Here is a 25,570-nt window from a genome sequence, read left to right on the forward strand (position 1 = left end):
GTCCCCTTCCCGGGGGCGGCCGCACGGTCGTCTGGAGGTCGTCCGGCGCTCAGCGCTCGTCGTGACGACGGCGCCAGCGCTCCTCCATGCGCTCCATGAAGCTGCCTCGGTTGCCCCGGCGGCCCGGCTTGCCCGAGACGGAGGCACCAGAGGCGGGCGCGGCGTCGCCGAACCCGTTCATGCGTTTCCAGCTGGACAGACCCCACAGACACGCGGCGAGCATGACCACGAAACCGCCGACGCCGAGGGGAATCAAATTGATCACTACGCCGACCATCAGCAGGACGACGCCGAGCGCAAAGCCGATGGAGGCCTTGATGAGGCGACGTTTGTAATGGCTGCGCGGATCACTGATCCTTACGGTGTTGGCCCACTTCGGGTCCTCGGCGTAGAGGGCCTGCTCGATCTGGTCGAGCAAGCGCTGCTCGTGGTCAGAGAGCGGCACGGCGCCTCCCAAGGACGGCCCCAGGACGGGGAAGACGGCAACGGACGACACGGGGTGTCCGAACCTCGCGGTCGGTTATCCCCAGAATACGAGGCCGGAGACGTAGGCGAAAGCGAACGCCCAACGCAGACCAAACCGGAGGTGACGTCATGACTCCATTGTGGGTCATCCAGCGCCCCTCCTCAGAAATCGTGACATCGACGTCATGCCTCCATTTCATCAAGTCTGCCGCGTACAAGCGACGCCGGGAGCACCGCATCGGGACCAAATCTCCGGATTGCTCGATCCATCGCCTGTTCGGCCTCTCGCCAGCCGGTCTCCCGCTCGCCCAGACCGAGCTGGCGGGAGGATGAATCGGCGGGGCGCAGGTTTTCCATCCTGACCCCGACCAGGCGCAGCCGCACCCGCTCGAGCCCGGCGGCCTCGAAGAGCTCGCAGGCGGTCGCGTAGATCTCCTGGGCCACGTCGGTCGGCTCTCTGAGGGTCTTGGACCGGTTGATCGTGGAGAAGTCGGCTCGGCGCAGCTTCACGCTCACTGTCCTGCCCACGTGACCGGCCTTACGCATCCGGGCGGCCACTCGCTCGGACAGGCGCAGCAATTCGCGTTTGATCACTTCGGGATCGTCGATGTCGGCCGCGAAGGTCTCCTCGTTGCCGATGCTCTTGTCGGGCACGTGCGCGGTCACCGGGCGCTCGTCGCGCCCCCATGCCAGCGCCGCCAGATGACCTCCCACGGCCTGGCCCAGCTCGCGCCGCAGGGTGTTGACGGGGACCTTGGCCAGATCGCCGACCGTGCGGATGCCGAGGCGCGTCAGGGACTGCTCCGTGCGCTCGCCAACGCCCCACAGGGCCGAGACGGGCAGCGGGTGGAGGAAATCCACCACCTCGCCCTCGGGGACCACCAGGAGGCCGTCTGGCTTGCACTGCTTCGAGGCGAGCTTGGCCACGAACTTGCTGCTCGCCACCCCCACCGAACACGTGATGCCGTAGCGCTCCAGCACCTGGGCCCTGATCATCGCGGCGATCACGGCGGGCGGGCCCAGCCGGCGCCGCGCGCCGCCGACGTCGAGGAACGCCTCGTCGGAGGCGATCGGCTCGACCATCGGGGTGATCGCGTGGAAGATCTCCATGACGCCCTTGGAGACCTCGGAGTATTTGCCGTGGCTGGGCGGGATGATGGTGGCCTGAGGACATATCCGGCGGGCCCTGCTCATGGGCATCGCCGAGTGCACGCCGTGAGCCCTGGCCTCGTAGGTGGCGCTGAGCACCACGCCGCGCCCGGCCGGCGAGCCGACGATCACCGGGCGCCCTCGCAGCTCCGGGCGGTCGAGCAGCTCGACGCTGGCGAAGAAGGCGTCCATGTCGACGTGCAGGATCGGGCAGCCGCCGTCATCGGCCCCGGTCTGAGGAGCGGGGCCGATGCCCGTGATCTGCTTGCGAGACACGCCACCATTCTATCCGAACACGTGTTCCATGGTAGGGGCAGGTCAGCCGCGATGGCCCAGGACATGGAGCTGCGTGGCGATGTCACGCAGCACGGGATGGACGGCAGCGGCCTGTTCGAGCGCCACGAGGGCCTCGGCGGCGCCCGGCTCGCCGTCGACCAGCCTGCTGGGCACCAGGTCGGCGAACACCCGCACGCCGTGCACCTCGCCGACCGTGAACCCGGTCGCGGCCAGCAGCTGGGCGAGCGTCTCCGCGGTGTAGCGGCGCGGGGTGGGGTCACGGTCGCCCCAGCTGCCCCTCGGGTCGCTCAGCACGGCCCTGGCCTCGTCGAACTGGCCCGCGAGCGCCCGGTGGATGGCGCTGGAGACCGGGTTGGCGGCCAGCACGCTGACCGCGCCGCCCGCGCGCAGCACTCCGGCGACGGCCGTGAGGGCGCTGATCGGGTCTTCGACGTATTCGAGCACGCTGTGGCAGATGACCAGGTCGGCGCTGTCGTGGTCGAGCAGGTCGCCCAAGTCGGCGGCGTCGCCCTGCAGGGCGCGCACGCCCACGCCCTTCTCCTTGGCCCGGCGCTCCAGCGCGGCCAGCGAGTCGGGACTCGGGTCGACCACGGTGACCGTGTGGCCAAGCTCGGCCAGCGGCACCGCGAACCCGCCGGTCCCGCCGCCGGCGTCGACGATGTCGAGAGCGTCGCGCCCCGTGGCGGCCGCCCGCTCGGCCAGCACCGCCCGCAGCGCCGCCCAGACCACGGCGGTCCGCACCGCCGGAGTCCTCGTCACGCCCGCGGTACGCCCTTCAGAACGCAACCTCGGCTCGCCTCCCTCTGCTCCACGAACCCATGTCGCCCGACCATGCCCCTAAAGCTCCGTCCCCTAAAGCTCCCGCCCCAGCCTACGCGGTGTGGGAGATCGCCCGCTCCGCCTCCTCGCTTCCAGGATCGTCGAAGCGCGCCCACGGGTGCCACCTGCTGCGATGGACTTGCCGCCGACGATCTATGCACAGAGGGACGTATGAGGACTTTTCGGTATATTGCGCTGGCAGTGGTGGCCCTGGGGCTCCTGCCGTCCGTACCGGCTCAGGCGGAGACGGCGGGCGAGGTCTACGGCGCGTACTCGCGCATGATGTCCCGCAGCGCCGGCCAGTTCTGGGCCGACGGCAAGGCCGCCGGGCAGTGGGCCTGGAAGCCGCTGTCGGACACCACGTCGGAGATCAGCTGGGGCGATCCCGCCAAGTGGCCGCCGAACTACGCGGAGAAGTTCGTCCACGACGGCGACTGGGTCATGCTCGACGGCTGGCGCGACAACGGCACCTACTACCGCGTGCGGGTCACCAAGGAGCAGATCGGCGACGCCAAGTGCGACGACCTGCGCACGCTGGCCACCAGCGGCCGGCAGCACTACGTGAAGTGGGACATCCCCGGCCAGGCGTACTGCCTCAAGGCCTGGGGCACCATCACCGAGGAGTCCTCGGGCAAGGTGGTCGACTTCGGCCACACGCAGATCTGGTCGCCGCCCGCGCCCTGCTCCAACGCGAAGTACGGCCGGAAGACCTGCGTCAAGCAGTGGGAGTCCTGGTGGGACAACCAGGGCGCGCCCGGCAAGCCGATCACCAGGAAGCTGGAGCGCGACCAGTTCATCGCCCGGGGCATCGGCATGGCCTTCGCCATCCAGCAGTATTTCCCCAAGACGTGGCGGGCCGAGGCGCACTCCGACTGGACCTGGTAGGACACTGGTGCCCCGCCGGCTGGGATGGTCCGGCGGGGCCTTTTGTGGGGCGTCGGCGCCCATGGCCGGCGCTGTCTTCCTGGCTCGGGACGGGACCGGGGCGGGTGGGCTCCTGGCCGAGCCGCACGGTCAACCATGCGCCCGGCGGGCGTCGAACGGTTGACCGTGCGGCATACACGTCCCTCGCCTAGCGCAAGCCGTGCAGGCCGCGTATGTGGAACGTACCTCGCGAATATGGACGGACTTCGGATCAGAAGTAGGAACTTCTTCTACTCGGTGGGGCCGGTATCCGCCGGAGGTAGAACCCGATGCATCCGAAGAGGCTGTCTAAAGAGTGATACTTGGCTTCAGCTGCTTGAAGCGGGCCAGCAGCCCGTTCACGAACTGGGGCGACTCATCCGTCGACAGCTCGCCCGCCAGGTGCACCCACTCGCTGATGACCACGCCCTCGGGGACGCCGGGCATCCACAGGAGCTCATAGGTGCCGCCCCGCAGCAGGTTGCGATCGACGGCGGGCATGCGGTCGAGGGTCCAGCCCTCGGAGTAGGTGGTGATCAGCTCGTCGATGCGGGCCTGGTGACGGGCCACGCCCTCGACGATGGTCGAGGTGTATTCGTTGACCGGGGGCTCCTGCCGTTCGACCCGCTCGGCGAGGATCCGCAGTGGATCCTCGCCGCGCAGTTCGGACTCGAAGAGGATGTCGAGCGCACGCCTGCGTGCTTTGCCTCGCGCCGACACCTCAGGCCCGGCCGAGGTATTCGCCGCTGCGGGTGTCGACCTTGATCTTCTCGCCGGTGGTGATGAAGAGCGGAACCTTGACCTCGGCGCCGGTCTCCAGGGTGGCGGGCTTGGTGCCGCCGGTGGAGCGGTCGCCCTGCAGGCCGGGCTCGGTGTTGGAGATGATCAGCTCGACCGCCGCGGGCAGGTCGATGTAGAGCGCGGAGCCCTCGTTGAAGGCGATCGTGGCCAGGGTGTTCTCGAGCATGTAGTTGGCGGCGGTGCCGACCGTGGCGGAGGGCACGTTGACCATGTCGTAGGTCTCGGTGTCCATGAAGACGAAGTCGTCGCCGTCCTTGTAGGAATATTGCATCTCGCGCTTGTCGACGTTGGCCACGTCGACCTTCACGCCGGCGTTGAAGGTCTTGTCGACGACCTTGCCCGAGAGCACGTTCTTGAGTTTGGTGCGGACGAACGCGCCGCCCTTGCCCGGCTTGACGTGCTGGAACTCCACAACGGCCCACAGCTCACCGCCGTCGAGCTTCAACACCATGCCGTTCTTGAGGTCGTTGGTCGTCGCCACTCGTATTCTCCCGCGTGTGGCCGCTCAAAGGACGAGCAGCTCCTTGGTCGTCTTCGTGAGGAGTTCCGGCCCGCCCGTGCGTGTCACAAGGGTGTCCTCGATGCGAACACCGCCCCGGCCCGGGAGATAGATCCCCGGCTCGACGGTGACAGGAACTCGATCCTCAAGTCTACCGGTCCTCAACGGGCCCAGGAACGGGTCCTCGTGGATCTCCAGCCCGACGCCGTGACCGAGGCCGTGTCTGAAGTGGCCGCCGTGACCCGCCGCCTCGATGACCGAGCGGGCGGCCGCGTCCACTTCCTTGGCCGTCGCGCCCGGCGCCAGCGCCCGGCTGCCCGCGCGCTGCGCCTCGGCGACCAGGTCGTAGATCTCCCGCTGCCAGGCGGCCGGGCCGCCCAGGGCGACCGTACGCGTCATGTCGGCGTGGTAGCCCTGGTAGCAGGCGCCGAAGTCGACGGTGACCAGGTCGCCCGTGCGCAGCTCCCTGCCGGTGGGCGCGTGGTGCGGGATGGCGCCGTTCTCGCCCGCCGCGACGATGGTGGCGAAGGCCGGACCGTCGGCGCCCAGTTCGATCATCCGGGCCTCGAGCAGCCGGGCGACGTCGCGCTCGGTGACGCCGGGGCCGATGTTGCCCATCACGTCGGCGAGTGCCTGGTCGCTGATCGCGCAGGCCGTACGGAGGAGTTCGAGCTCGTCGTCGTCCTTGACCGCCCGCAGCACCTCCACGACCGGCTCCAGCGGCACGGGCCCGCTCTCCAGCAGGCTGCTCAGCCGGTTGAACGTCGCCACGCTCATGCTGGCCGCCTCGATCCCGATGCCGGGCGCGGCCAGCCGGGCCGCCACGTCGGACGCCTCGACGGCCGCCACGTCCAGCCCGCGCGTCTTCTCGATGTAGCGGTTGTCGGTCACCAGCAGCGCGGAGCCGTCGGCCTTGACGAGCACCGCGGCGTTCGAGCTCTCCAGCCCGGTGAGGTAGCGCACGTTGACGCCCGAGGTGACGAGGATCGCGTCGACCTCGCGCGCGGGCAGCATTTCCGCGACCCGCGCCCGGCGTTCCGGATAATTGACGGTCATTTCGTCAATGTACGTGTATTAACCCTCGCGCCACTATTGACCTCCCCTGTCACACGCGAATACCGTGCCGAACGCTGTTCTCATAATTCCATGGAGCGCCCCATGATGCGGTACGCCTTAGCTGTCGCCTTGACCGTTCTGACCATGGGGAGTGTCCCGGCCGCCGCCGCGCCGCCGTCGCCCGGTCACATCCGGGTCGATCAAGTGGGCTTCGCCCCCGCGGAGTCCAAGCACGCCTTCCTGATGACCCGCGCGCGGTCCGCGGGCGCCCGCTTCAGCGTCGTCCGCGACGACGGGCGCGAGGTGCTCAAGGGTACGGCGGGCCGCGACCTGGGCTCCTGGAACGGCACGTACGGGCACGTGTACGGCCTGGACCTCACGTCGCTGAAGGACCCGGGCCGCTACCGGATCAAGTCCGGCACGATCACCTCCCCCGCCTTCCGGATCGCCCCGGCCTCGCCCACCTCGAAGATCCTCACCTTCTTCGAGGGGCAGCGCGACGGCGGCCGCAGGCATGCCAACGACAAAGCCGCCTCGGTCTACGACTGGCCCGTGTTCACCGGGCCGGACACCGACGAGATCAAGGGCGGGCTGCGGAAAATCGGCGGGCCGGTGAACGTCGAGGGTGGCTGGTTCGACGCGGGCGACTATCTCAAGTTCACCCACATCCTGGCTTATGTCGACACACTGCTCTGGGCCTCGGTCCGGGACGGCGGACCCGACCAGAGTCTCAATCGCGAAGCCACCCATGGCCTGAAATATCTGGACAAAATGTGGGACGGCGCTTCCAAGACCCTCTACATCCAGGTCGGCATCGGCGCGGGCGACAAGGCGGCCACCTACGTCGGAGACCACGACGTCTGGCGGCTGCCCGAGTCCGACGACTCCTCCAAGCACCGCTACCTGCGCCACCGGCCGGTCTTCCGCGCGGCCGCCCCCGGCAAGCCGATCAGCCCGAACCTGGCCGGCCGTACCGCGGCGGCCTTCGCGCTGGCCGCGCAGCTGGAACCCTCCCGGGAGCGGGCGACGGCACTGCTGGGCAAGGCGGCGGCGGTCTACGCGATGGCCAAGACGGAGAAGGTGGGGCAGCTCGTCACGTCGCTGCCGCACGCCTTCTACCCGGAGAGCGCCTGGCGCGACGACATGGAGCTGGGCGGCGCCGAGCTGGCGCTGGCGGCGCTGCGGCTCGGCGACGACCGGGCCGTGGGCTGGCTGGAGCAGGCCGCGCGCTGGGCCGGCCAGTACCTGGAGCACGAGGCCGGGGACGACACCCTCAACCTGTACGACGTGAGCGCGCTCGCCCACACCGACCTGGTCAAGGCGATCCGGCAGGCGGACGCGTCCAGCCCGGTGCAGGCCGACCAGGTGATGGGCCCGGACGGGCAGCCGGCGCTGGTCGGCTCGGGGGGTCAGCAGAAGATCTCCGACGGGCTGGCGGTCTCCGAGCAGCAGCTGGTTGACGATCTGCGGGCCCAGCTGGAGATCGGTTCCGCGCGGGCGGCCAAGGATCCGTTCCGGGCGGGGGCCGCGTACGCCGAGTTCGACGCGGTGCCGCACGCGTTCGGGCTGGCGGCGACGTCGCGACTGTACGCGTCGGTGAGCGGGGACCGGGCCTACGACGCCTTCGGGACGCGGCAGCGCGGCTGGGTGTTCGGCGCCAACGCCTGGGGCGTTTCGTTCGTCGCCGGGGCGGGCGAGAACGCGATCCGGTGCCCGCACTACCAGATCTCCGACATCACCCGGAAGCCCGCCACGGGGGCCGTGGTGAACGGGCCGAACGACGCGTCACTGTTCCACGACGGGCTGGGTGGCCACCTGGAAGGGATGGTGCCCTGCCCGTCGGACGGCGTGGACCGCTACGCGCCGTTCACCGGGCGGGGCAGCCGGTTCGTGGACGACGTGCGGTCCTGGCAGGCGTCGGAACCGGCGGACGACTTCGCGGCCATCGGCGTCTACGCGCTCTCGCTGATGTCGCGCTGAGGGCGGTGGTTCGTCACACGACCGCCTGTCTTCTTCCGCCCCCGAAGGGTGATCCCTCCCAAAGGCCTCAGCCACCACGGGCCGTCACGGATCCACGGTCCGTCGCGGCAGGCGTCCCTTCGGAGAGACGCCCCTTCAGGGGAGCTACCGAGCATTCGGGCGATCCCGGGGCGCCCGGTCCGAGGGATCCTCGGACCGGGCGTCGGGGTCAGGGCTTCCAGTTGTCGAGGAAGTCGTTGAGGGGTCCGGAGGTGGGTACGTCGCCCTTCTCCTGGCCCTTGCGCAGGTCGCGCATGATGCCCGTGACCTGGTCGAGTGCCGAGTCGTCGTGGTTCTCCAGGAACTTCCGGCCGGCCTTCCTGATCTTCTCGTGGGCCTTCCTGGCGGCGCGGGGCTCGATGTCGCCGATGGTCTCCTGAGCCGTCAAGGACGCGTCGAATTCACCCAGCCACTTCACCCACCCTCCGGGCGGAACGCTGTTGGCCAGCGTGCCCTTGGGTTTCGGGGTAGGGCCCGCGTCGGTCGGGAGGGGCGCGATGGACGTGGACGGCTCGGGGGTCTCCGTCGGCGTCGGCTCCGGGGCCGACGTGGTGACGATGGGCGTCGCCGAGGGCGTCGGCCCGGCCTCGGGTCTGCCGCGCGAGCCCGCCCACAGGACCAGGCCCACGGTGACGACCGCGATCACGGCCAAGGCCGCGCCCAGCTGCACGAACAGGCGGCGCTTGGACGACGGCGGAGGTGGCGGCGCGTCATAGATCGCCGTATCCCCCTTACGCGGGCCGCCGCCGTCGTGAAACACCCCGGCGGGCATGGCGCGAGTGTCACCGGCACCCGCCCGGGCCGCATCCACCCCACGCCCCGCAGGCCCACCCGCGCCCGGCTGGGCGAAGATCTGGCCGGTCTGCGGAACGCCGCCCGGGTGGGATGTGGCCTGACCGGGCTGAGGCGCACCGCCCTGGTTCGGGCCCGCCTGAGCACCCTGGGATGCTCCGCCCTGGGGCGCCATGGGGGACGTGGCTTGACCGGGGTGGGGTCCCGTGGCCGGGGCGGGCTGGGTGCGGGGTGGGCGGGCGATGGCGGCCAGCGCTCGGCGTACCGTCTCACCGCCGGCCGGGCGTGCGGCGGGATCCTTGGCGAGCATGGCCAGCACCAGCCGGTCCAGCTCGCCCGGCACCTCCGCCCGGTGGCGGCTCGGCGGCTCGGGCTCGGCGTGCAGGTGCCGCTCACCGACCTCGTCCGGCGAGCCTTCGAACGGCGGGCGGCCGCACAGCGCCTCGTAACAGACGCACCCGAGCGCGTACAGGTCCGCGGCGGCCTCCCCGCCGCGTCCGTCGATCACCTCGGGCGCCCGATACAGTACGCCGTCATCCGAGGACACCTGGTCGGCCAGCCCGAACCCCACGACCTTGAGCACCCCGCTCCCGGCCCGCCGGAAGCTGTCGGGCCCGATCTGGCCGTGCACCACCCCGGCCCGGTGCGCCGCCTCCAGTCCCGCGGCCGCCTGCCCGATGAGGTCGCAGACCTCGGTGATGGGCAGCGGTCCCTGCCCGGCCACCTCCTCGCCGATGCTCTCCCCGGTGAGGAACTCCATCACCAGGAACGGCGCCCCCTCGTGGTCACCCACGTCGAGCACCATGGCCACGTTCGGATGGATCACCCGGGCCACGGCCTGGGCATGCTGCCGGAGCACCTCGGGCGTGGCCGCCCCGGCGTCCAGCACCTTCACGGCCACGGTCCAGTCGGCGCGCTGGTCGTAGCCGCGCCACACCTCGCCTGTCGGCCCGCTGCCGATGAGCTCATCAAGCCGATACCGGCCGGCGACCAAAGACGGCGTCGCGTCGGACATTATTTCCGCCAATAACTACAGAAACGGCAATTTCGACCCACCCTAGGCCCCCTCGGGCCTCTGCCGCCCCACAAGGAGCGATCAGGGCAGGACGCCGCCACTGTCAACCCGCTGGGGTACCCAGACGTCTAATGACGGACGAGCGCGTCACGCCCGGGGCGCATCATCCTCGGGCCAGTCCTCGGCGTAGATCAGCGCGAGTTCTTGCCACACCTCGTCCACGGGTCGTCCCTGCACCCGCGCGAGGTGCCGTACGAGCAGGAGGATGAGATGCAGGGAGGCCATCGCGGCGACCTCCCGCGGAACCTCGTTAATGACCCGGCCGATCACCTGCAGGCCGATGGGGTCGCTGGTGTCGCCGCTCTCCCGTGCTTCCAGAGCGACGGTGACCATCGCCAGCACGGCGTTCATGTGCTCTTTGAGGAAAGCGCCCCGCTGAGGGCTGCCTGTCATGACTAGTGCACCTTCCGGCATGGAGGGATTGGCGCCCTGGGGCACCCGAACCAGCATGCCGCCTCAGCCGGTGCGATGCGCATCGATTCGCCCAGGAGACCGCTTACCGTCCTGGGCAGTCTTTCGCAACCCGCACTCACCACGCGAACTTCTGTATGCCCGGATTCGGTGACGCGCCGACGACCAACGCATCCGAAGCCAGCCCGACATGAAGAACGTCCGCCCTCCTGGAGAAGAGCTGGACGCATTGTGGCCTGGGCCGAACACGAACCTCGACTTCTGGGTAAGCGCACCAGGCGAAGCCCTTTGCGCGCCGGCACGGCGCCCCCAGAAGCACAGCCCGAGCGAAGCGAGGCCCATTGTGGCTGGACGCGCGAAAAGGCCCTCCAGGATTATCCTGAAGGGCCCTTTCGTCTTGGTAGCGGGGGCAGGATTTGAACCTACGACCTCTGGGTTATGAGCCCAGCGAGCTACCGAACTGCTCCACCCCGCGTCGCAAGAGAAAGACTATCGGATCCGGGGAGTGCTTCGGTCGCCCGGCGGAAATCAGGAGGCGATTTCCTTGATCCGCTCGATCAGCTTCACCCGGTCCTCGTGCGTCGCCCCGAACGGCGCGATGTTGAGCGTCGTCACGCCGGACTCCTTCATCGCCGCCACCCGGTCCCGGACGAACCCGTCGCTCCCGATGAGCGACATGCTCTCCAGCAACTCATGCGGCACCAGCGCCGCCGCCTCCTCCTTCTTCCCGTCGAGGTACAGCTCCTGGATCGCCTCGGCCTCCTTCTCGTAGCCGTAGCGCCGCGCGAGGTCGTTGTAGAAGTTGCGGCCCTTGGCGCCCATGCCGCCGATGTACAGCGCCGCCATCGGCCGCCCGAACTCCAGCAGCCCCGCCACGTCGTCGCCGATCGCCAGCGACGCCTGCGCGATCACGTCCAGCTCGCCCAGCTCGTCCTGCCGCTTGGCCCGCCCGGCGGCCAGCGACGGGCCCCACACGTCGGCGGCCTTCTCGGGTACGTAGAAGATCGGCTCCCAGCCCTCGGCGAGCTCGGCGGCCAGCTCGACGTTCTTGGGGCCGATGGCCGCGATCACGATGGGGATGCGGGGGCGTACCGGATGGTTGATGATCTTCAGCGGCTTGCCGAGCCCGGTCCCCTGGCCGGGCGGCAGCGGCAGCGTGTAGTGCTTGCCCTCGTACTCCAGCCGCTCGCGCCGCCACACCTGGCGGCAGATCTCGATGATCTCCCTCGTACGGGCCAGCGGCGCGGTGTACGGCACGCCGTGGAAGCCCTCGATCACCTGCGGCCCCGAGGCGCCGAGACCCAGCGTGAAGCGCCCGTCGGAGACGTAGTCCAGGCCCGCGGCGGTCATCGCCAGCAGCGCCGGGGTGCGCGAGTAGATCGGCAGGATCCCGGAGGCGATCTCCAGCCGCTCGGTCTTGGCGGCGATGTAGCCCATCTGGCTGACGGCGTCGAAGCTGTAGGCCTCGGCGACGAAGACGATGTCGAGACCCGCCTTCTCGTAGTCGGCCAACTCGGCGACCGACTCCTTGAAGCCGCCCGAGTAGTTCAGTGCCATACCGATGCGCATGCCGGGCTCCCGATGAACCGAATGTTGTTCCGTTGCGACGGCAACAGGTTAGCGCGCCGCGTCACCGGCAGCGAGCGGCTAGCCTGGGTCGAATGCTGAAGCGCGTCGTCATCGCCGTGTCCGCCGTGCTCGCCGTGGGACTGGCGGGGCATCAGCTGATCCCGGTGCTCGGCGGGTTCACCCCGGTGATGGAGAGCCTGCTGCCCTGGTTCGGACTGATCGTGCCGATGCTGCTCGTGGCGGCCGTCGTGGCACGCTCCAAGCTGGCCACGGCCGCGGCGCTCGTGCCCGGCGTGGTGTGGGCGTCCATGTTCGGCTCCACGCTGATGCGCACCCCGCCCGGTGGCCAGAGCGACCTGGCGGTCGGCACGGTCAACGTGGGCGTCACCAACAGCGCCTCGGGCGAGGCGGTGCGTCGCATCGCCGAAGACCTCGACCTGCTGGCGGCCCAGGAGCTGACCAGCGGCGGCCCGGCCGCCAAGCAGCTCAACAAGATGTTCAAGTACCACTATCCGGTGAGCACGGTCGGCCTGTGGAGCCGCTACCCGATCACCGAGACCAAGCCGCTCGACGTCGGCATGGGCTGGCCGCGCGCGCTGCGGGCCGTGGTGGCCACGCCCAAGGGCAAGGTCACCGTGTACGTCATGCACCTGGCCTCCGCCCGCCCCGGCCACACCGCCTCGCGCGATGAGTCCCTGGCCCACGCCCGCAAGCTCATCGACGCCGACCCGAGCAAGCGGATCCTGCTGCTCGGCGACCTCAACACCGCCACCACCGACCGGGGCATGCAGGGACTCACTCCGCCGCTGACGGACGCGCAGCTCACGGCGGGCGACGGCTTCGGCTTCACCTGGCCGTCGGAGTTCCCGATCACCAGGCCGGACCACATCCTGTTCAAGGGGATGACGGCGACCAAGGCGGGGGTGGCCCCGGCGACGGGCAGCGACCACCGCGCCGCGATCGCGTCACTGCGCCTCTAGCGCGCAAGTGCGGTGACCGTCCCCGGGTGGTCCGTCCACACGACCGTCTCGATCCCTGTGACGGTCCCGTCGTGGCTGGGGTCCTTTTAGCGGGGTACCCCCTTCGGGGGAGAGGAAGAACGGATGCCCGGCGAACGTTCGCGGTCAGGTCTCCAGCAGCGACAGGTCCTCAGGGGTGTCGATGTCGGCCGGGTCGCCCAGCCCGTCGCACGGCACCTCCGTGACCAGCTCGGGATGCGCCTTCAGAAACGGTCTCGCCCCCACATCCCCCACGGCCAGTGCGGCGACGGCGGCGAAGTGGCGGCGGGCGATCAGCACGGGGTTGCGGCGCCGGCCGCCGTAGGTCGCCACGGCCACCTCGGCACCGGCGTCCACCAGGGCGCGTACCGCCGCGGGCCCGATGAACGGCTGATCCACCAGCGCGATGACCACCGACTCGGCCTCCTCGGGCAGCGCGGCCAGCCCCACCCTCAGGGACGAGCCCATGCCCGTCGCCCAGTCCGGGTTGCGGACGGTCACCGCCCGGCGCACCTGTACGGTCGCCGCCCCGAGCACGACCACCACCGGATGGCAGCCGCCGTCCTCCAGCAGCCGCACGCCCCGGTCCACGAGCCGTTCGCCCTCGTACTCGACCAGCGCCTTCGGCGTGCCCAACCGGGCGCCCTGCCCGGCGGCGAGCAGCAGCCCGGCCACCCGGGAGCCTTTCATGGCGTCTCCTGGTGGATGCGCCCCTCGGTGTGGGTCAGCGGCCGCCCCGAACCGCCCCAGCGCAGCTGGATCAGCTCGGCGGCGATCGACACCGCCGTCTCCTCGGGGGTCCGGGCGCCCAGGTCGAGGCCGATGGGCGACCTCAGCCGGGCCAGCTCGTCCTCGGTCAGGCCCGCCTCGCGCAGCCGGGCCAGCCGGTCGTCGTGGGTGCGGCGCGAGCCCATGGCGCCGACGTAGCCCGCGCCGGTACGCAGCGCCACCTCCAGCAGCGGCACGTCGAACTTGGGGTCATGGGTGAGCACGCAGATGACTGTGCGCTCGTCCACCTGTACCGAGGCCAGGTAGTCGTGCGGCCACTTGACCACCACCTCGTCCGCGTCCGGGAAGCGCTTGGGGGTGGCGAAGACGGGCCGCGCGTCGCAGACGGTCACGTGATAGCCCAGGAACTTGCCCACCCGCGCCACCGCCGCGGCGAAGTCGATCGCCCCGAACACCAGCATCCGCGGCGGCGGCGCGAACGACTGCACGAACACCGCCAGGTCGTCCAGCCGCCGCTCGCCCTGCCCGCCGTAGTGCCTGATGCCCGTCGCGCCCTGGGCCAGCATGCCGCGGGCGTCATCGTCGACGGCCTCGTCGAGCCGGTCCAGGCCGAGCGTGCCCGAGGAGCGGTCCGGCCAGATGACGCGCCGGGCGCCCATCCGCCCGGGGCCGGAGACGATCGTGGCGACCGCCACGGGCTCGTGCGCGTTCACGGACGCCGCGATGTCGCCCAGCTGGGGAAAGGTCTCGGCCGAGATGGGTTCGACGAGGATGTCGATGATGCCGCCGCAGGTCAGCCCGACGGCGAACGCGTCGTCGTCGCTCACGCCGTACCTCTGCAGGATGGGCGTGTCGATCTCGGTGGCCAGCTCGAACACCGCGCCCTCGACGCACCCGCCGGACACGCTGCCGACCACTTCGTCGCCGCGCACCGCCATGGCCGCGCCCGGCGCGCGGGGCGCGCTGCTGAACGTGCTCACCACTGTGGCGAGCCCGAACTTGTGCCCCGATCTCCACCAGCGCATGATCTCCGGCAGCACGTCACGCATGGGCGAGCCTCTCACTGAGTTCTTCGAAGGCGGCCAGGCTGTGCCCGGCCACCAGATCGTCCAGGTACGGCAGAGCGGCCCGCATGCCGCCGGTCAGCGGCTGGTAGTCCGCGTACCCCTTGTGCGGGTTGACCCAGATGACCCGGTGCGCCTGCCTGGCCAGCCGGGCCATCTGTGTGCCGAGGAGTTCCGGGTCGCCCCGTTCCCAGCCGTCCGAGGCGATCACCGCGATCGCCCCTCTCGCGCTGGCGCGGGTGAGGTATTCCCTCAGCTCCTCGCCCAGCCTGGTCCCGCCACTCCAGTCGGGCACGGCCTTGGACACCTCGTTCAGCGCCGTGCCGGGGTCGCGGTGGCGCAGCTCGGCGGTGATCGGGGTGAGCCTGGTGCCGATGGAGTAGACCCTGGTGGCCCGCGGCTCGCTCCTGACCAGGGCGTGCGCGAAGCGCAGCAGCGTCTCGGCGTAGGGAGCCATGGAGCCGCTGACGTCCACGAGCAGCACGACGCGGCGCGGCCTGGTGGTGTGCCGCCGGCGGCGCAACCGCGCGACCTCGCCCTTCCTGAGCGCGTCCCGGATCGTCCGCCGCTGGTCCAGAACGCCCCGGTGCGCGGCCTCGAACCGCCGCGAGCGCCGCTGCGCGCGCCGGCCGCGCAGCATGGACAGCATCCGGTGCACCTCCGCCCGTTCGGCCTCGGTCAGCCGGGCCACGTCCCGGTTGCGCAGGATCTCGGTACGGCTGGCGGTGCCGGGCACGGCCTCGGCCTCGCCCTCCTGCTCCTCTTGCTCGGTGGCGGCGGTGTGGCGGGTGACGGTCGTGGTGCTGGTACGGCTGACCTTGGCGGTCCGGCCGCCGAAGTAGGCGGCGAAGCAGCGGTCGTACCTGGGCAGGTCGTCGGGTGTGGCGCAGAGCGTGAAGCGGCCGGCCCAGTAGACGTCGGCCGGAGCGGCCACGTCGAGGCGGTCGAGGGCCAGCAGCAGGTTGCGGGTGCGCTCGTGGTCGGCGGCGACGCCCGCGGCGCGCAGCGTCCTGGCGAAGCCCGTCATGGTGGCGGCCAGCTCACGCATGGAGGAGCCCGTTGCCCAGGACGTTCTCGACGTCCTCGCGGTATTTCAGCGCGGCGCCCAGCGTGGCCGCCGCGCGGCCGGGGTCGAGCTCCTTGGCGCCCAGCGTGAGCAGCGCCTCGGTCCAGTCGAGAGTCTCGGCGACGCCCGGCGGCTTGACCAGCCCGGCCTGCCGCAGCCGCGCCGCCGCCTGGGCCACCTGTGCGGCCAGCGTCTCGGTGCACTCGGGCAGGCGGCGCAGCAGGATCGCCACCTCCCTGTCGAAGTCCGGGTGCTCCAGCCAGTGGTAGAGACAGCGGCGCTTGAGCGCGTCGTGCACCTCACGGGTCCTGTTGGAGGTGACGACCACGACCGGCGGTGTCTTGGCGCTGACCGTGCCCAGCTCGGGGATGGAGATGGTGAAGTCCGACAGCACTTCCAGCAGGAACGCCTCGAACTCGTCGTCGGCCCGGTCGATCTCGTCCACGAGCAGCACGCTGGGCTGCGTCTCGACGGCCTTGAGCAGCGGCCTGGCGATCAGGAACCGGCGATCGTAGATCTCGCCTTCGAGGCGGCCCACGTCGGTGATCCCGGCGGCCTCGGCGGCTTTGAGGTGGAGCAGCTGGCGGGCGAAGTCCCAGTCGTACAGCGCCTGGGCGGCGTCGAGCCCCTCGTAGCACTGCAGCCGGATCAGCGGCGCCTCCAGCAGCGCGGCCAGGGTCTTGGCCAGCTCGGTCTTGCCCACCCCCGCCTCCCCTTCGAGGAAGAGCGGCCGGCCCATCCTGAGCGCCAGGAACGCGGCCGTGGCCAGGCCCTCGTCGGCCAGGTAGGCGTGCCGGTCGAGCAGCTCGATGAGGTTGTCCGGAGACTGGATGTCCATTGCCGTGATTGTCCGCCGCAGCACGCCTTCAGGCTACGCGCCACTTGGTCCACGCGAGAATCCCGCGCTCAGCGCTCCTCCGCGTCCTCTCCGCCCTTCGCCTCTCCGCGCTCGTGGATCAGGGCGGCCAGCTCGGCCGTGGCGCGGTGGGCGCGGGCCTTCTCCGAGCCCTGGATGCCCATCGCGCCGATGGTGCGGCCGTCGGAGAAGTCCAGCTTGGGCCAGGGCTCGCCGACCAGCAGGGTCACGTCCAGGACCTCCGGCCAGCTGTAGCGGTGGGTACGGATGGCGTTGACGATCGTCAGGCCCGTCTCGTCGGCCTCGACCCGCACCCGGCCCAGCAGGTGCAGGACGAAGGCCACCAGGCAGCCGAACAGCACGAGCCCGATCCGGTCCACCAGCTGGAACGGCTCGGCGATGAGGACGGCCATCACCACCGAGCCGAGGACGATCACCGTCGCGGAGCCGTACGCGACGATTCTCCCCCGGCGGGGACGCCAGGTGATGGGCAGCGGCGGGGGAGTCATCGGCTCGGACACGAACGGAAACCTATCGCAGGTCAGTGGAGGGTCTTCAGGAGGAGGGCGGTCTCCAGCGCGGCGATGGCCGACTCATAGCCCTTGTCCTCCTTGCTGCCCGGCAGGCCCGAGCGGTCGAGTGCCTGGTCGAGCGTCTCGCAGGTGAGCACGCCGTTGCCGACCGGGGTCTCCTCGTCGAGTGAGATCCGGGTCAGGCCGGCGGTCACCGAGTCGCAGACGTACGCGAAATGCGCGGTCTCGCCCTTGATGACCGCGCCCAGCGCCACCACCGCGTCGCAGCGGCGGGCCAGCGCCTGGGCGATGACCGGGATCTCCAGCGAGCCGGGCACCCGTACGACGGTGGCCGTGGCGCCGCTGTCCTCGCACGCCTGGAGGGCGCGGGCGAGGAGCTGGTCGGTGATCTTGGCGTGCCAGCCGGCGGCGACCACGCCGACCGTCAGTCCCGCGGCGTCCGGTGCCGCGGCTGCCGCTGGACGTCCTTCCCCGCTCATGAAGCCTCCGAGATGTCGTGGCCGAGGCGGTCGCGCTTGGCCTTGAGGTAGCGCTCGTTGTAGGGGTTCATCGCCACCGGCATGGGCTCGCGGCCGAGCACCTTGATGCCGTAGCCGTCCATGCCCTTGAGCTTGGCCGGGTTGTTGGTGAGCAGGCGTACGGACTTGACGCCGAGGTCGGCCAGGATCTGCGCGGCGTTGGAGAACTCGCGGGCGTCGACCGGCAGGCCCAGCTCGATGTTCGCGTCGACGGTGTCGCTGCCGGCGTCCTGGAGGCTGTACGCCCTGAGCTTGGCCAGCAGGCCGATGCCCCGGCCCTCGTGACCGCGCAGGTAGACCACGACGCCGCGGCCCTCCTGCGCGATGGCGGACATGGCGTGGTCGAGCTGCACGCCGCAGTCGCAGCGCAGCGAGCCGAACACGTCGCCGGTCAGGCATTCGGAGTGGGCGCGGACCAGGATGTTCTCGCCGGCCGAGTCGCCGGACAGGTCGCCGTAGACGAGCGCGATGTGCTCGCCGCCGTCGAGCGCGCTGGCGTAGCCGTAGGCCCGCCACATCCCGTACGCGTTGGGCACGTTCGTCTCGGCGACCCTGGTGACCATGCTCTCGGTCCTGCGCCGGTAGTCGACCAGCTGCTCGATGGAGATGAGCGCCAGATCGTGCTCGTCGGCGAAGGTCCGCAGCTCGGGCAGCCGGGCCATGGTGCCGTCGTCGTTGACGATCTCGGCCAGGACGCCCGCGGGGCTGAGCCCGGCGAGCCTGGCCAGGTCGACGGCCGCCTCGGTGTGGCCGCGCCGGCTCAGCACGCCGCCCTCGTGGTAGCGCAGCGGGAAGATGTGGCCCGGCCGGACCAGCTCGTAGGGCTCGGTGGCGGAGTCGGCGAGTGTACGGATCGTCCTGGCGCGGTCGGCGGCGGAGATGCCGGTGGTCACGCCGTCGCGGGCGTCGACGCTGATCGTGTACGCGGTGCGCAGCCGCTCCCGGTTCTGGAACACCATGAGGGGCAGGCCCAGCCGGTCCAGCTCCTTGCCCTCCATGGGCACGCAGATGACGCCGCTGGTGTGCCGGATGGTGAACGTGAGCAGCTCGGGAGTGGCCTTGGAGGCGGCGAAGATGATGTCGCCCTCGTTCTCCCGGTTCTCGTCGTCGACGACCAGGACGGGCTTGCCGTTACGGATGTCGTCGATCGCCCGTTCGACCGGGTCGAGGATGGTCTCGGTCATGATGCCACCGCCAGTTCCGCGGGAGCGCTCTGGTACTCCCTGAGCCATTTCACGAAGCCGTACAGCACGAGCACGAAGAACACCCCGTAGACGGCGCCGGAGACGACCAGGCCCGAGCTGAACGCCAGCGGCACGCCGACCAGGTCGACGGCCACCCAGATGATCCAGAAGTCGACCAGCGCCCGGCCCTGCGCCCAGGTGGCGACCGCGCTGCCGACGAAGATGTAGGCGTCGGCGGCCACCAGGAACGCGCCCTTCGGCAGCGGCACGCTGGCCCCCCACGACAGGTGGGCGAAGAAGAACAACACGCCGACGAGGACGGTGCCCAGCGCCATCACGCCGATGTAGGCGGTCCGCTCGCGCGCCGTGGCCGGGCGTACGGTCAGCTGCTTGCCGCCTTCCGTGCCGCGCCGCCACGCCCACCAGCCGTAGACGGCCAGCGCCCCGAACATCGCCTGCTTGAGCGCGTTGCCGGTGATGCCCGCGTTGATCGAGGCGATGAACAGCAGCACCGAGCCGGTGAGCTGCACCGGCCACGTCCACACCGACTTGCGTATCGCCAGCAGGACGGTGCTCAGCGCGGCGATGTTGCCGACCAGGTCCGTCCAGAGGACATGCGTACCGAATACCTCGAATCCGGCGTTGGCCCAGTTCACTGCTTGCCCACCAGCCTTTCCACGTACTTCGCGATCACGTCGACCTCGATGTTCACCATGTCGCCCACTTCGCGCTCGCCCATCGTGGTCAGCTTCAACGTGGTGGGGATGAGACTCACGCCGAAGCCGTCGTCGTCAACCGTGGTGACCGTCAAGCTGATTCCGTCGATGGCGATCGAACCCTTCTCCGCCACGTAACGGGCGAGGGATTCGGGGAGGGAGAAGCGGAGGTTGTCCCAGTTCGCCCCGGGTTCCCGGGATCGCAGAACGGCCGTGCCGTCGACATGGCCCTGCACGATGTGGCCGCCGAGACGCTGGTCGGCCCGTACGGCCCGCTCCAGGTTCACCGCGGACCCCACGTCCAGGGCGCCGAGCGAACTGCGGTCGAGCGACTCCTTGATCACGTCCACGGTGAACACGTCGTCCTGGACGTCCACGACCGTCAGGCAGACGCCGTTGACGGCGATCGAGTCACCGTGGCGCGCGTCGGAGGTGACGATCGGGCCGCGGACGGACAGCCGCGCCGAGTCGCCCACCGCCTCGACGGCCACGACGTCACCCTTTTCCTCGATGATTCCGGTGAACATCAACTCTCCTTGCGTGGTGGTGCCAGCACCGGCCGCGCGGTCAGCCGCAGGTCCGGTCCAATGGGGGAAACGTCGTCGAAGGCCAGCCGGTGGGTGGCGGCGATGGTCGCCACGCCCGCCTCGCCGAGCGCGGCCGGTCCGGCGCCCAGGAGGGCCGGGGCGAGGTAGGCGATGACGCGGTCGATCAGGCCCTGGCGCAGGAACGCGCCCGCGAGCGTCGGGCCGCCTTCCAGGAACACGCTGACGACCTCGCGCGCGGCCAGCTCGCGGAGGAGGGCGTGCAGGTCGAGGCCGCCGTCCTGGCGCGGCAGCCGGATCAGGTCGGCCTTGAGGCGGGTCTCGACGTCGTCGGCGACCGCGACGAGCGTGGGCGCCGCGCCGTCCAGCACCCTGGCGCCGGACGGGGTACACGCCTCGGAGTCGACCACGACGCGCAGCGGCACGCGTACGGCGGGCCGGGCTTCGCCGTCCGGGCTCGTCGGACCGCTCGCGTCGGCCGGGCTGGTCGGATCGCTCGCGTCGGCCGGGCGGCTCGGGCGGGCGGTGAGGTGGGGGTCGTCGGCGAGGACCGTGCCGATGCCGGCGATGATCGCATCGGACTCGGCGCGCAGCCGGTGGACGTCGGCTCGGGCCTCGGGGGAAGTGATCCACTGGCTGGTGCCGTCGGGGGCGGCCGACCGGCCGTCGAGGGTGGCGGCGAACTTCCAGGTCACGTACGGCCTGCCGAGCCGGGCGTACGTGAGCCACTCGGCGTTGACCCGCTCAGCCTCCTCGGCGAGCAGCCCGGACTCCACGACGACCCCGTGCGCGCGCAGCCGCGCGGCGCCTCCGGCGGCCTTGGGCGTGGGATCGGCGACCGCCACCACCACCCGCGCGACGCCCGCGTCGAGCAGCGCCAGGCTGCACGGCCCGGTCCGGCCGGTGTGGTCGCAGGGTTCGAGCGTCACGTACGCGGTGCCGCCGCGGGCCCGCTCCCCCGCCGCGCGCAGCGCGACCACCTCGGCGTGCGGGCCACCGGCGTAGGCGTGGAAGCCCTCGCCGGCGACGTTCCCCGAGGCGTCGAGGACGACGCAGCCGACGACGGGGTTCGGGCTGGTGGCGCCCCGCCCGCACGCGGCCAGCTCGACGGCCCGCGCCATGTGCGCGGTGTCTTCAGCGGGTGTCTCCACCCCGGGCCTCCTACTCGCCAGTAGCTCCAAGCCACGGCGGGCCCCGGGGGGTATGGCGGTGCGCGTACGCACCGCAGTGGCGCCCGGCTCAAGGCCGGACACCCGCGCGCTTCCTCCCATCCGGACTTTAACCGTCGGTCCCGGAATTTCACCGAGTCAACCGGCCGATGGCATCGGCCGGGTCGCGGACTGTAACCGCCGGTTCGGAATTTCACCGACCCCGGAGCACGCTAGCTCTCTTCTCACACCAGTCTGCCATGCCGACAAAAGCGGATGCGACCGCCCCCTACTATGCCAAACAAGCGCTCGCTTGGTCAACGCGCGGCGGGACGACTGACAGTGGGTGATGGAAGGGCAGAAGGTCAGGCAGTGGGACAGCCGAAGGTCAGACGGTGGAACGGCGGGAGACCAGGTGCCAAGACAGCCGCAGGTCAGGCGGCCATGAGACGGCGGGCGAGACGGGCGGCCGGGCTGTAACGGACCTGCGCCGGGATCAGCCCCAGCCCGGTGTGCAGCGCCTTCAGCGTGGTCGTCGCCCACAGGTCACCGACCGGGGTGGCGGGCAGGCCGTACAGCCGCCTGGCCCAGCGCGGGAGCGTCGCGAACGCCAGCAGCGTCACCCCCGGCAGGACCGGCTTGAGCGGGGTGAGCAGCAGCGGGAGCGGCGCGGTGAGCGACAGGCGGAGCGGGTGCGCCGCCTCGGGGACGAATCGCAGACCGGGACGTTCCCCCTCGATGTAGTCCCGCAACTCGCCCACGGTGCCGGGGACGGAGGCCGGGTCGAGGCCGACGACCTCGGCGGCCCGTCGCCATTCGGCCACGAAGGTGTCCGCCTCGGCGTCCGTCAGCTTGACGCCGCCCCGGCGCGCCACTGACAGGTAGGAGTCGACCTCCCCCACGTGCACCCAGCGCAGCGCATTCGGATCGTCGAGGTGGAAGCGCTCGCCCGTGTCCGGATCCCACGCGGTCAGCTTGGCGTGGATCCTGCGGACCCGGCGGCCGGCCCGCTCGACCTCCTCGTGCGTCCCGTACGTACGGACCCGGACGAATTCCGTCGTCCGCGTGAAACGCGACCACGCCTCGTTCGGGTCCATCAGAGAGGAGTTCTGCAGCACGCCGCGCATCGCCTTGGGGTGCAGCCCCTGCATCAGCAGCGCCCGCAATCCGCCGACCAGCAGGATCGGCTCGCCCATCACCCGCCAGGTCACCGAATCGGGCCCGAAGAGCCCATGGTCCTCCATAAGCGGACAGTTACCCAGGTAACGCCTGCTTCATGTCACAGCATCATCTTGTTTATGCATTGATTCCGTGATTAAGAAAACATCACCTCAGCAGATCATGACATCGCATACATGACCAGGTCAACGGCATAGAAGGCACGACCGCATCGATATTTCACAACAAAACAATCAAACCCTGGCGAAGCATTGCCTCCAGCTGATCAGGCCTGCAAATCTGCCATATGGCCTGAAACTTCCCGTTCTGGCATGTTCCTTGGGAGTCCTGTTAGATGACCACACCGACGTCCACCGCACCAGAGATCGACGCGACGTCCGTGACCGAAGCACCGGATGCGGTGGGCCGATCGCCCGGCCAGCTCATGTGGCTGCGCTTCCGGCGGGACCGCACCGGGGTCATCTCCGCCGCGATCGTGATCTTCTTCTTCCTGGTCGCCATCCTCGCGCCGGTCATCTCCTTGGTGTACGGCAAGGACCCGTACACCCTGTACGGCCAGGACCGGCCCGGACTGCTCAACGACTTCGGCTACGCGATGGCGCCCAACGGCGGGATCAGCTCGGAGTTCTGGTTCGGCATCGAGCCCAACCTGGGCCGTGACGTGTTCACGCAGCTCATCTACGGGATCAGGACCTCGCTGCTGATCGCGGTGGTGGCGACCATCCTCACCACCCTGATCGGCATCGTGGTCGGCATCATCGCCGGGTACGCCGGCGGCAAGACCGACTTCTTCATCGGCCGGATCATCGACCTGATGCTGTCGTTCCCGCAGGTGCTGTTCATCATCGCGTTCACGCCGGTGGTGGACCAGCTGCTGGTGCCCTCCAACGAGGAGACCCCGGTGTGGCTGCGGGCGGTCACGCTGACCATCCTGCTCACCGTCTTCGGCTGGGCCGGGCTGGCCAGGCTGCTGCGCGGCCAGGTGCTGTCGATGCGCGAGCGCGAGTTCGTGGAGGCCGCCAAGGTCACCGGCGCCTCCCCCGCCAGGATCGTGTTCAAGGAGCTGCTGCCCAACCTCTGGACCCCGATCCTCATCCAGTCGACGCTGCTGCTGCCCGCCCTGGTCACGGCCGAGGCGGCGCTGTCCTTCCTGGGGGTCGGGATGGGCGAGCAGGTCCCCGACTGGGGCCGGATGTTCCTGCGGGCCACGCAGGTCTACCAGAACGACATCACCTATCTCATCTTCCCCGGCGTCGCACTGCTGATCTTCGTCATCGCCTTCAACCTGCTCGGTGACTCGGTCCGCGACGCCTTCGACCCCAAGATCAAGCGCTAGAGGAGAGAAATGAATCACCGCAAACGGTCGGCTCTCGCGGTTGTCGCGGCGGCCTCGCTGGCGTTGGTCGGCGCCTGCGCGCCGGGCAACGCGGGCGCTCCGTCGAGCGCCCCCGCGAGCGCGGGCGCCTCGTCTGCGCCGGCGGCGGCCTACAAGCCCCCGACGATCACCCTGGGCACCGCGGAGGACTCCAAAGGCCCCGCCATCCCGCCGGAGGGCGTCGTCAAGGGCGGCACCGTCACCATGATCGACCGGGACGACTTCGCCCACTTCGACCCGGCCCAGATCTACGTGAACACCGACGCGAACTTCGGCCTGCTCATCAGCCGCGGCCTGACCGGTTACAAGCGGATCGCCAAGGGCGAGTACAAGCTGGTCGGCGACCTGGCCGTTGACGCGGGCACGCCGTCCGACGGCGGCAAGACCTGGACGTTCACCCTGAAGGACGGGGTGAAGTGGCAAGACGGCAGCCCGATCACCTCAGCCGACGTGAAGTGGTCCGTCGAGCGGATGTTCGCCCCCTTCGTCACGTTCGGGCCGAACTACATTCAGACGTGGCTCACCTCCGAGGACTACAAGAAGGCCTACCCCGGCCCGTACGGCGGCAAGGAACTCGACAACATCGAGACCCCTGACGACAAGACGGTCGTCTTCAAGTTCAAGTCGCCGCACGCCGACGCCAACTACGCCTTCGCCATGGCGGGCTACAACATCGTGCCCAAGGCCAAGGACACCAAGGAGAAGTACGACAAGGAGCCCGTCTCCTCCGGTCCGTACATCATCAAGTCGCACGTCGTCGACAAGTCCCTCGAGCTGGCCCGCAACCCCAACTGGGACGCCGCCACCGACCCGATCCGCGGCGCGTACCCGGACGTGTGGAAGATGGAGTTCGGCCAGGAGGCCACTCAGGTGACCGACCGGTTCGTGGCCGACTCAGGACCCGACCAGACGGCGTTCACGTTCTACTCCAACACCCCGGCGGAGCGGCTGCAGCAGGTGCTGGGCGACGCCAGCCTGGCCGACCGCCGCATGATCAGCCCGTCGCCGTACGGCAACTACTACTACTTCAACCTCGACCGGGTGAAGGACCAGAAGATCCGTCAGGCGATCAACTACGCCTGGCCGGCCAAGCAGATCCAGCAGGCCCTGGGCGGCCCGCAGGCCGTGGCGCTGCCGACGACGATCCTCAACGAGAACACCACGGTCGGCTACAAGCCGTACGACCTGTTCGGGAAGCTGGCCAAGCCCGAGGGCGACATCGAGAAGGCCAAGCAGCTGCTGGCCGAGTCGAGCAACCCGCACCCGACCATCGTCTACGCCTACAACAACCTGCCCACCCAGGAGCCGGTCACCCTGGTGATCAAGAACGCCCTGGAGAAGGCCGGGATCAAGGTCGTGGCCAAGTCGCTGGACCGTAAGACGTACTACGACTCGATCAGCCAGACGAAGAACGAGTTCGACCTGTACTGGGGCGGCTGGGGCGCCGACTGGCCGTCCGGCTCCACCGTGATGCCGATCATCTTCGGCCCGGTCTCCGACGGCGGCCAGAACATGAGCCACCTCAACGACCCGACGGTCAAGGCCGAGATGAAGAAGATCTCGGAGAACCCGGACATCAACGCGGCCAACGAGGCCTGGATGAACCTCGACAAGCAGATCCAGGAGACCATCACCCCGCTGGTCGTGGCCGAGAACCGGATCGGCACCTTCCTGCACGGCTCCAAGGTGGGCGGCGCCGAGATCGATCCGCAGCAGTGGATCGTCTCGCCGAACACCATCTTCGTGAAGCAGTAGCACCGCCGCTCCGGGCGCCGTCGCGGCGCCCGGAGCACCCTTTTGGAGA

General features: G+C 70.0%; 25 protein-coding genes, 1 tRNA gene and 1 riboswitch. Of the genes, 5 read left to right on the top strand and 21 right to left on the bottom strand.

Annotation, left to right across the window (positions count from 1 at the left end):
• Positions 1 to 49: 49 nt before the first annotated feature.
• The 3 genes from AB0B64_RS29265 to AB0B64_RS29275 form a co-directional block, all read right to left on the bottom strand.
• Positions 50 to 445 (bottom strand): DUF3040 domain-containing protein, encoded by a 396-nt coding sequence (locus tag AB0B64_RS29265; RefSeq protein WP_358181095.1) that lies wholly within the window; start codon positions 443 to 445, stop codon positions 50 to 52.
• A 203-nt stretch (positions 446 to 648) separates the two neighbouring features.
• Entirely contained in the window at positions 649 to 1,890 is a 1,242-nt protein-coding gene (dinB, locus tag AB0B64_RS29270; RefSeq protein WP_357945375.1) for a DNA polymerase IV, read from the bottom strand.
• A 42-nt stretch (positions 1,891 to 1,932) separates the two neighbouring features.
• The gene (locus AB0B64_RS29275; protein WP_358181098.1) at positions 1,933 to 2,652 is read right to left on the bottom strand and encodes a methyltransferase domain-containing protein; all 720 of its coding nucleotides are present in this window, start codon (positions 2,650 to 2,652) and stop codon (positions 1,933 to 1,935) included.
• A 282-nt stretch (positions 2,653 to 2,934) separates the two neighbouring features.
• Between AB0B64_RS29275 and AB0B64_RS29280 the strand changes: the two genes are divergently transcribed.
• Positions 2,935 to 3,615: a hypothetical protein gene (locus tag AB0B64_RS29280; RefSeq protein WP_357945369.1), complete on the top strand. Its 681-nt coding sequence runs from the start codon at positions 2,935 to 2,937 to the stop codon at positions 3,613 to 3,615.
• A 327-nt stretch (positions 3,616 to 3,942) separates the two neighbouring features.
• Here AB0B64_RS29280 and nusB read toward each other — a convergent pair whose 3' ends face one another.
• From nusB to AB0B64_RS29295, 3 genes are read right to left on the bottom strand one after another with little or no spacing between them, the layout of a single operon-like run.
• On the bottom strand, positions 3,943 to 4,353 hold the full coding sequence (gene nusB / locus AB0B64_RS29285; protein ID WP_225291799.1) for a transcription antitermination factor NusB: 411 nt from the start codon (positions 4,351 to 4,353) through the stop codon (positions 3,943 to 3,945).
• Between the two features lies 1 nt (position 4,354).
• Positions 4,355 to 4,915: an elongation factor P gene (gene efp / locus AB0B64_RS29290; protein ID WP_358181102.1), complete on the bottom strand. Its 561-nt coding sequence runs from the start codon at positions 4,913 to 4,915 to the stop codon at positions 4,355 to 4,357.
• A gap of 24 nt (positions 4,916 to 4,939) precedes the next feature.
• Positions 4,940 to 5,989: a Xaa-Pro peptidase family protein gene (locus AB0B64_RS29295; RefSeq protein WP_358181105.1), complete on the bottom strand. Its 1,050-nt coding sequence runs from the start codon at positions 5,987 to 5,989 to the stop codon at positions 4,940 to 4,942.
• A gap of 90 nt (positions 5,990 to 6,079) precedes the next feature.
• Here AB0B64_RS29295 and AB0B64_RS29300 point away from each other — a divergent pair, with 90 nt between their 5' ends.
• Entirely contained in the window at positions 6,080 to 7,969 is a 1,890-nt protein-coding gene (locus tag AB0B64_RS29300) for a glycoside hydrolase family 9 protein (RefSeq protein WP_358181108.1), read from the top strand.
• A gap of 208 nt (positions 7,970 to 8,177) precedes the next feature.
• Here AB0B64_RS29300 and AB0B64_RS29305 read toward each other — a convergent pair whose 3' ends face one another.
• The 4 genes from AB0B64_RS29305 to AB0B64_RS29320 form a co-directional block, all read right to left on the bottom strand.
• Complete coding sequence (locus AB0B64_RS29305) at positions 8,178 to 9,815, bottom strand: protein kinase (protein ID WP_358181111.1); 1,638 nt, start codon at positions 9,813 to 9,815, stop codon at positions 8,178 to 8,180.
• 147 nt (positions 9,816 to 9,962) lie between these two features.
• Positions 9,963 to 10,268: a hypothetical protein gene (locus tag AB0B64_RS29310; RefSeq protein WP_225291804.1), complete on the bottom strand. Its 306-nt coding sequence runs from the start codon at positions 10,266 to 10,268 to the stop codon at positions 9,963 to 9,965.
• Positions 10,269 to 10,684: 416 nt separating this feature from the next.
• Positions 10,685 to 10,761 (bottom strand) — tRNA-Met (locus AB0B64_RS29315).
• A 53-nt stretch (positions 10,762 to 10,814) separates the two neighbouring features.
• Positions 10,815 to 11,855, bottom strand: a complete 1,041-nt coding sequence (locus AB0B64_RS29320; protein ID WP_358181114.1) for an LLM class F420-dependent oxidoreductase — start codon at positions 11,853 to 11,855, stop codon at positions 10,815 to 10,817.
• A gap of 92 nt (positions 11,856 to 11,947) precedes the next feature.
• On the opposite strand from AB0B64_RS29320, the gene AB0B64_RS29325 reads away from it, so the two are divergent.
• Complete coding sequence (locus AB0B64_RS29325) at positions 11,948 to 12,835, top strand: endonuclease/exonuclease/phosphatase family protein (protein ID WP_357945356.1); 888 nt, start codon at positions 11,948 to 11,950, stop codon at positions 12,833 to 12,835.
• Positions 12,836 to 12,979: 144 nt separating this feature from the next.
• Here AB0B64_RS29325 and AB0B64_RS29330 read toward each other — a convergent pair whose 3' ends face one another.
• The 11 genes from AB0B64_RS29330 to AB0B64_RS29380 all read right to left on the bottom strand — a co-directional run bounded on the left by AB0B64_RS29330 (position 12,980) and on the right by AB0B64_RS29380 (position 22,456).
• Positions 12,980 to 13,543, bottom strand: a complete 564-nt coding sequence (locus AB0B64_RS29330) for a nucleotidyltransferase family protein (RefSeq protein ID WP_357945353.1) — start codon at positions 13,541 to 13,543, stop codon at positions 12,980 to 12,982.
• The gene (locus AB0B64_RS29335; RefSeq protein ID WP_357945351.1) at positions 13,540 to 14,631 is read right to left on the bottom strand and encodes an XdhC/CoxI family protein; all 1,092 of its coding nucleotides are present in this window, start codon (positions 14,629 to 14,631) and stop codon (positions 13,540 to 13,542) included. Before AB0B64_RS29335 ends, AB0B64_RS29330 begins: the two co-directional genes overlap by 4 nt.
• Positions 14,624 to 15,694 carry a VWA domain-containing protein gene (locus AB0B64_RS29340; protein ID WP_358181117.1) on the bottom strand — a complete coding sequence of 357 codons (1,071 nt, stop codon included), beginning with the start codon at positions 15,692 to 15,694 and terminating at the stop codon, positions 14,624 to 14,626. The genes AB0B64_RS29335 and AB0B64_RS29340 overlap by 8 nt, the downstream gene beginning before the upstream one ends.
• On the bottom strand, positions 15,687 to 16,550 hold the full coding sequence (locus tag AB0B64_RS29345; RefSeq protein ID WP_357945345.1) for a MoxR family ATPase: 864 nt from the start codon (positions 16,548 to 16,550) through the stop codon (positions 15,687 to 15,689). Before AB0B64_RS29345 ends, AB0B64_RS29340 begins: the two co-directional genes overlap by 8 nt.
• 68 nt (positions 16,551 to 16,618) lie before the next feature.
• On the bottom strand, positions 16,619 to 17,089 hold the full coding sequence (locus AB0B64_RS29350; protein ID WP_358181120.1) for a PH domain-containing protein: 471 nt from the start codon (positions 17,087 to 17,089) through the stop codon (positions 16,619 to 16,621).
• A gap of 20 nt (positions 17,090 to 17,109) precedes the next feature.
• Positions 17,110 to 17,580: a 6,7-dimethyl-8-ribityllumazine synthase gene (ribH, locus tag AB0B64_RS29355; RefSeq protein WP_357945340.1), complete on the bottom strand. Its 471-nt coding sequence runs from the start codon at positions 17,578 to 17,580 to the stop codon at positions 17,110 to 17,112.
• The gene (locus tag AB0B64_RS29360) at positions 17,577 to 18,803 is read right to left on the bottom strand and encodes a bifunctional 3,4-dihydroxy-2-butanone-4-phosphate synthase/GTP cyclohydrolase II (RefSeq protein ID WP_357945337.1); all 1,227 of its coding nucleotides are present in this window, start codon (positions 18,801 to 18,803) and stop codon (positions 17,577 to 17,579) included. Before AB0B64_RS29360 ends, ribH begins: the two co-directional genes overlap by 4 nt.
• Complete coding sequence (pnuC, locus tag AB0B64_RS29365) at positions 18,800 to 19,459, bottom strand: nicotinamide riboside transporter PnuC (RefSeq protein ID WP_358181123.1); 660 nt, start codon at positions 19,457 to 19,459, stop codon at positions 18,800 to 18,802. Before pnuC ends, AB0B64_RS29360 begins: the two co-directional genes overlap by 4 nt.
• Positions 19,456 to 20,046, bottom strand: coding sequence for a riboflavin synthase (locus tag AB0B64_RS29370; protein ID WP_357945333.1), 591 nt, complete (start codon positions 20,044 to 20,046; stop codon positions 19,456 to 19,458). The genes pnuC and AB0B64_RS29370 overlap by 4 nt, the downstream gene beginning before the upstream one ends.
• Complete coding sequence (gene ribD, locus AB0B64_RS29375) at positions 20,046 to 21,215, bottom strand: bifunctional diaminohydroxyphosphoribosylaminopyrimidine deaminase/5-amino-6-(5-phosphoribosylamino)uracil reductase RibD (protein WP_358181126.1); 1,170 nt, start codon at positions 21,213 to 21,215, stop codon at positions 20,046 to 20,048. Before ribD ends, AB0B64_RS29370 begins: the two co-directional genes overlap by 1 nt.
• A 102-nt stretch (positions 21,216 to 21,317) precedes the next feature.
• Positions 21,318 to 21,448: riboswitch (FMN riboswitch) on the bottom strand.
• Between the two features lie 198 nt (positions 21,449 to 21,646).
• The gene (locus AB0B64_RS29380; protein ID WP_357945328.1) at positions 21,647 to 22,456 is read right to left on the bottom strand and encodes an oxygenase MpaB family protein; all 810 of its coding nucleotides are present in this window, start codon (positions 22,454 to 22,456) and stop codon (positions 21,647 to 21,649) included.
• A gap of 269 nt (positions 22,457 to 22,725) precedes the next feature.
• Between AB0B64_RS29380 and AB0B64_RS29385 the strand changes: the two genes are divergently transcribed.
• Both AB0B64_RS29385 and AB0B64_RS29390 read left to right on the top strand, forming a co-directional pair.
• Positions 22,726 to 23,727, top strand: a complete 1,002-nt coding sequence (locus tag AB0B64_RS29385; RefSeq protein ID WP_357945326.1) for an ABC transporter permease — start codon at positions 22,726 to 22,728, stop codon at positions 23,725 to 23,727.
• Between the two features lie 9 nt (positions 23,728 to 23,736).
• Positions 23,737 to 25,521 carry an ABC transporter substrate-binding protein gene (locus AB0B64_RS29390; RefSeq protein WP_357945324.1) on the top strand — a complete coding sequence of 595 codons (1,785 nt, stop codon included), beginning with the start codon at positions 23,737 to 23,739 and terminating at the stop codon, positions 25,519 to 25,521.
• The last annotated feature ends 49 nt before the right edge of the window (positions 25,522 to 25,570 follow it).

The sequence above is a fragment of the Nonomuraea sp. NPDC049129 genome, assembly GCF_040648495.1.
Classification (GTDB): domain Bacteria; phylum Actinomycetota; class Actinomycetes; order Streptosporangiales; family Streptosporangiaceae; genus Nonomuraea.